This window comes from Alteromonas sp. ABE4_545 (genome assembly GCF_056161325.1).
On sequence record NZ_JBSWYY010000054.1, the window covers coordinates 1 to 5,909 of the forward strand.

The following is a 5,909-nucleotide window of genomic DNA, read 5'->3' on the forward strand; positions in this document are numbered from 1 at the left end:
TCGTATTGTTGTGGGGATTTTGGGGTTAGCATGGTGAACACTCCGAATTTCACTATGCCTATTAGATCAAAGCCCCAGACTTTCGTCTAGGGCTTTTTCAACAGTCTGAGAGCAACTGGTATAGTTGCTCTTTTTTTTGGGGAAATGACGTCACCAAATAGGAGTTGTATTAGTGCGATTGAGGAAAATCCGATATGTACTTTTTGACCTCGACGGCACCTTGGTCGATAGCGTGCCTGATTTGGCCTATTGTATCGATAAAACCATGTCGATGGTTGGCTTACCCGAACGCGGAATCAACGCCGTGCGAGACTGGGTGGGAAACGGTATTGAAAAACTCGTTGCACGTGCTGTTGCCAATACGATGGAAGGCGAGCCAAGCGGAGAGAAATTTGAGCAAGCACTGGCGGTTTTTTTGCAGACTTATCACGAGAATCACGCCCAGCGCAGCATGGTGTATCCTGGCGTACTTGAGGGCCTCACGTGGCTGCAAGAGCAAGGGATAAGAATGGCTTGCGTGACCAACAAAGCCTATGAGTTTACCGTGCCTTTACTCAAAAAGACTAGGCTATTCGATTATTTCGATGTGGTAGTGGGCGGTGATACATGCCGCTATAAAAAACCTCATCCGGCACCGTTATTACATGCGATCGATACGTTAAACGCAGAGGTAGAGCAAACTGTCATGGTAGGCGATTCAAAGTCAGACGTTAACGCTGCAAAAGCAGCTGGTTGCCCTGTGATTGCTGTGCCCTATGGTTACAATCATGGTGAAGATATCGCGCAATATCAGCCCGACTTTATTGTAGCGTCTTTGGCTGAGTTACCGGTGTGTGCATTGTTTCAGCGCTAAACTTAACGACATGCCCTATGCTGTCATTATGCATAGGGCATGAAGATACAACTGACTTACTTTTTATAGTCGTAGTTGTCTACGTCAATAATATTCAAGCCGCTTAAAATATCCATGCTCTTACTCAAGCGGTTCTCGGCGTAATCTGCCTTGGCGAGTACACCACACAAATCATCGGCTTTTTGTTCTAAAGCTGCTGTTCGTCCTTCCACTTTGGTTTCGATGTCGTCACCAAAGCTCTCCATTTTAGCTTCAAATTCTTCCATATTGCCGCCATTTAGCATCATTTCGGTGCCTATGGAAACCATGATCTTACCCATGGATTTGCTAACAAGCTCTTCGACACGTTCTTCAAATTCGTTTTCCCATGCGCCGCCAATCCAGTCTGACTCGTTAAAGTTACTGCTATCAAAAGCGTAGCTACCGTCGGCCGCATAGAAGTTGTGATTGAGTTCATCAGACAAGGTCGAGAAGAACGTATTGAATTCACCGACTAGTTCATCATCATTACCCAATAGTGCGCCAAAAGCTTCGGTTACGGCGTAGCTCGCTACTTCTAGCCCTTCGGTCGCAATCTCTACTGTCATTGGTATCGCGATTTCAATTTGTTTGTAGTAATCATCAACCCATTGTTGTTGCTCACTATTTAGCGCTACTTCTTCGCCATTAAAGTGGAGCGAGTGGTCTGGCGTAATAAGCATTTCGTCGCCATTGTCCATCGTCACGGTCAAGTTGCCGTGGTCATATTTAAGATGGCCTTCGAGGTTTACATCGCATTGATTGCTCATTTCGATATCTGCGAATGCGGGTGTTGATGCTGCGACACCAATGAATAATGCACTGACTAATAATGACTTTTTCATGCTTGTTCCTGTAACTAATTTTGTGTTTGGTTAGCGTTAAAACGCATGTGTTCTTATATAAAGAGACAGAGCATTTTACGGGCCAAGTATAAATTCTATTTTAAAACAACATGTTATGGATTCGTTGCAGTTAACGATAGTCGGTGAATAGCTACAAAGTGGAAACTTTCACAATTTATTAGTCAAATTGACCATGATCAAATATCAAGGTTTCTTTGTGCCTAATCCGCTGTCTACATGTGCATTACTGGCAGAATGGTGCATAATATAACCAGTTAAGATCAAAGGTGTGCATTATGGGTGAATGGGGTAACGCGATTCTTTTTGGTGTTGTTTTAATTGCATTCGTATTGGGGCTTAGCAATATCATTATGGGCTTTATGTCGACCAAACAGGGCGCAGAAGGTCTGCAAGAGAAAATTGAATACGGTTTCTTGGGTGTGTCAGGTTTGATTGTGAGCGTGGTTCTCACATTCGCCATGTCTTAATTCCATAGCGTTAATCACTGAATCAGAGTTGTGAAGCATAGGCCCACAACTCTGAGACTTTTGTTCGTTTTGGCTAAGTATTAACGGGCTTTATCTACTCAGCTTTCGTTACTTTCTTTTGGCTCTTCTTGGTCTTGTAACCCCTGCATTACGTGCATGGGCGTGAAGGTATCACGCTGGTATGCGCGCAAATCGAACTGCGGCATCATCGCAAGTATATGATCAAAAATATCCGCCTGAATTTTCTCATAATTCACCCAAGCTTTGTCTTCACAGAAACAATATACCTCTAAGGGTAAACCAAATTCATTGGGTGGCAGTTGTCTTACCATGAGTACCAGCGACTGATTAATTTTCGGGTGTTTGCGAAGATAGGCTTCAAGGTAAGCGCGAAACGTCCCAATATTGGTCATTTTACGACTATTGAGTAAATCCGCTTCGTCAATTGACTGGTCGTGGTGATATTGCTTGAGTTCGTCTACTTTCTTTTCAATATAATCTGAGATAAAGCGGATTTTAGAAAAGCGCTGGAGCATTTCTTTGTTGCACAAACGAATGGAATGAATGTCGATGAGAATAGCGCGCTTGATGCGTCTGCCGCCCGATTGCGTCATGCCCCGCCAGTTCTTTATGGACTCATTGGTCAATGAGTAGGTAGGCAAGGTTGAAATGGTATTGTCCCAGTTTCTTACCTTCACGTTTGTTAGGCCAATTTCTAAAATTTCGCCGTCTACACCAAACTTATCTACCTGTATCCAATCTCCCATGTTAAACATGCGGTTGGCCGCAATTTGAATACCTGCAACAAAGCCCAAAATAGTGTCGCGGAAGATCAACATCAATACAGCGGCAAGAGCCGTTAAGCCAGACAGCAATATGAGTGGGCTACGCTCGATAATCAACGAGATACTCAATAAGATGAACAAGATAGCAAGGAGCAATTTTGTTACTTGAACGAAGCCAGTAATGGGCGCTCGGTTGGCGAAATTAGAATGGTTGTACCAATCTTCCACGGTATTTAACACCGCGAATACTGCGCCTAATGCAACTATCATCATGTAGATGATCGACAACTTGATCATCACCGCCGTTAATATGCTCTTTTCTGCCATGATGATCGGCGTGATTAGAAATATCAGTAACGCAGGCACCAAATGGCTTAAACGAGTAAAAAAGCCGTGGTTGTGTAGTGCGTCATCCCAATCGGTTTGGCTGTGCTTGATTAAGCGTAAAATATACAAGCCAAAAGTAAGGCGAACGAGGTAAAACGCGCTCATTGCGGTAAACAGTATTACACCGAAGGCAGCGAGGTTATACACTGCGCTTTCCGGTGTCGCCGACGGGAATACAAAGTGAATAAGACTGACGAAGTGTTCCTTTGCCGCGTCGGCTGTTAGCATAAATTACTCCAATAACTGTGCAATTCGTTTGTCTTTGGCGCCCCATAAACCGTTTAACCAAGTTTGAAATTGGGCGCGATATGATTGGTCGTTATAATAGTCACCTTTGGCTTCTTCGGGAATGTCGATAACCTCAACATCAATGATGACTCGTCGCATTTGCCCACTCAGCATCGATATCATAGGGTGGCGGCTGTTGTCGGGGTAGAGCAAAGTGATGTCTAACATGCTTGTAAAAAGGTTGCCCATTGTTGCTAAGGTGAACGCGATACCGCCTGCCTTAGGAGGCAATAACTTGGTGTAAGTACTTTGTTTGGCTTTGTGTTTACTTGGCGTATAACGCGTGCCTTCAACAAAGTTAATCACTGTCGTTGGCATGGTCTTAAATTTCTCACAAGACTTACGCGTGGTATCTATGTCTGTGCCTTTCTTCTCAGGATGTTTTGCCAGGTACTCTTTTGAATAGCGACGCATAAATGGCATGTCGAGTGCCCAAGCGCCAAGACCCACAAAAGGCAGCCAAATCAGTTCCTGTTTAAGAAAGAACTTCGGCGCTGGAATACGAAACGCAGCAAATTCGATCAGTAAAATAATATCTAGGTAGCTCAGGTGGTTTGCTATAAGTAAGTACCAACTTTCTTTGTTGAGGCTGCCCTTTATGTTGTATTCAATTTTGATTGGGTTAAACAGTCTGATCAACAACACACTGAGCTTGCCGAAACAGCCCATAAGCACATGCATAACAGGGGCGAGTATGCGGTGCAGCGTTTTACTGGGAATCACAAATTTAACGAGTCCCAATGCGATAATAAGCAGCGCCCAAAAGGCAAGGTTGCTTATCTGCAAGCTAAAATGCAGGACAAAAATGATAGGCGCAAAAATTTTTCTCATAATCGTTGTTCTTGTTATTTTTTGGAGGAATTACATCGACTCAAGCAATTTGTCTTTGCTTTGCCATTTTTGATTTAGCCATTGTTGGAAGCGAGCGCGCTGCTCTGGGTCGGTAGCCATATCAGGGCCAAATACACCTTGTTGAAACAAGGTTTTTATTGGCGTGACGATAACTTCTACTTGTATGTCTTTCACCTTACCGCACGCGAAATCCCAATATGACGGAACACCAGCCGGATATTTAATCGTGACATCGATCAGTTTATGCAGGTGGTCACCCATGGCATTTAATACAAAGGCAATACCGCCTGCTCTGGGTTTAAGTAAGTAATTAAACGGCGAAGATTGGCGGTCGTGTTTTTCCGGCGTAAAGCGCGTGCCTTCCACAAAGTTCATTACACTCACAGGCGTGTATTTAAATTTTGCACACGCTTTGCGGGTGGTTTCCATGTCTTTGCCTTTTAAATGTGGATGTTTAGCCAAAACCGATTTGCTATAGCGACGCATAAATGGGAAATCTAGCGCCCACCAAGCCACACCAAGAATTGGCACCCAAATGAGTTCTTTCTTTAGGAAGAATTTTAAAAACGGAATGCGGCGATTAAAGATGCGTTGTAACACCAAAATGTCGACCCAAGACTGATGATTCGCGATGACCAAATACCAATCGTTTAGCGAAAGTTCGTCTATCCCTTTTACTTGGATGCGCGTGCCACTGGTTACTCTTTGGTTGAGGTTGTTGCAGCTGATCCAAGCTGACGCACAAAAATTCAGGACTTTTGTGATGAAGGTTTGAATGGCCTTAATTGGAAAAAGGAGTTTCACCAAAGAAAGTAACACTACAGGTGGCACCCAGAACAAAGTATTCAAGAAATAGAGAAAAATAGAAAAGCTACCAATTAACGTCTGTTTAATTCGCGTAAACATGCCTTACACCATCAAAAAAATCTGGCGATAGTGTAAACCAACTTACGTTGAATTCCGACAAAGAAAAGTATTAATCGTCGAAGAAAACCCAGTTATTTGCTTACAAATGTACGCTAAAGGTGATAATTATCCCTACCTATGCCCTCATTGACAGGGGCTGTTATTCAAGGCCAATACAATGATAGGATGACGGTTTTGCATTAACGCATTATTTATTTAAATTTCGTATTTGCGTCGATGGGGTAGGCCGTTTACTCTCGGTAACCTGTTAAACGTACATACATATGCACTGTTGAATTATCAACATGGCGGCCGCATCAAGTAAATAATGTAACCCGCCGTTCTCGGTAATCCACGATCAAAATGGGAAGATTCGATGTCAGTGACCACCACACCTGCAGCTAACGCCATCCGCGTATTAGCCGTTGATGCCGTACAAAAAGCGAAATCAGGACACCCAGGCGCCCCGATGGGGATGGCCGATATT

The 5,909-nt window shown here is 43.7% G+C and carries 7 protein-coding genes; 3 read left to right on the forward strand and 4 right to left on the reverse strand.

Annotation, left to right across the window (positions count from 1 at the left end; all coding sequences use genetic code 11):
* Positions 1–172: 172 nt before the first annotated feature.
* Positions 173–853 (forward strand): phosphoglycolate phosphatase, encoded by a 681-nt coding sequence (locus tag ACXAH6_RS20160; protein WP_474879770.1) that lies wholly within the window; start codon positions 173–175, stop codon positions 851–853.
* 56 nt (positions 854–909) lie between these two features.
* On the opposite strand, the gene ACXAH6_RS20165 is transcribed toward ACXAH6_RS20160, so the two are convergent.
* A complete protein-coding gene (locus ACXAH6_RS20165) occupies positions 910–1,716 on the reverse strand; it encodes a DUF2884 family protein (protein ID WP_474879772.1) in 807 nt (268 codons plus the stop codon).
* Between the two features lie 296 nt (positions 1,717–2,012).
* Here ACXAH6_RS20165 and ACXAH6_RS20170 point away from each other — a divergent pair, with 296 nt between their 5' ends.
* Positions 2,013–2,204: a hypothetical protein gene (locus tag ACXAH6_RS20170; protein WP_474879773.1), complete on the forward strand. Its 192-nt coding sequence runs from the start codon at positions 2,013–2,015 to the stop codon at positions 2,202–2,204.
* A 98-nt stretch (positions 2,205–2,302) separates the two neighbouring features.
* On the opposite strand, the gene ACXAH6_RS20175 is transcribed toward ACXAH6_RS20170, so the two are convergent.
* From ACXAH6_RS20175 to ACXAH6_RS20185, 3 genes are read right to left on the reverse strand one after another with little or no spacing between them, the layout of a single operon-like run.
* Positions 2,303–3,604 carry a mechanosensitive ion channel family protein gene (locus tag ACXAH6_RS20175; RefSeq protein WP_474879775.1) on the reverse strand — a complete coding sequence of 434 codons (1,302 nt, stop codon included), beginning with the start codon at positions 3,602–3,604 and terminating at the stop codon, positions 2,303–2,305.
* A 3-nt stretch (positions 3,605–3,607) separates the two neighbouring features.
* A complete protein-coding gene (locus ACXAH6_RS20180) occupies positions 3,608–4,498 on the reverse strand; it encodes an acyltransferase (RefSeq protein ID WP_474879778.1) in 891 nt (296 codons plus the stop codon).
* A 27-nt stretch (positions 4,499–4,525) separates the two neighbouring features.
* Entirely contained in the window at positions 4,526–5,422 is an 897-nt protein-coding gene (locus ACXAH6_RS20185) for an acyltransferase (protein ID WP_474879777.1), read from the reverse strand.
* Between the two features lie 376 nt (positions 5,423–5,798).
* Between ACXAH6_RS20185 and ACXAH6_RS20190 the strand changes: the two genes are divergently transcribed.
* Positions 5,799–5,909 (forward strand): hypothetical protein (locus ACXAH6_RS20190; protein ID WP_474878690.1); only part of this gene is annotated, 111 nt, incomplete at its 3' end.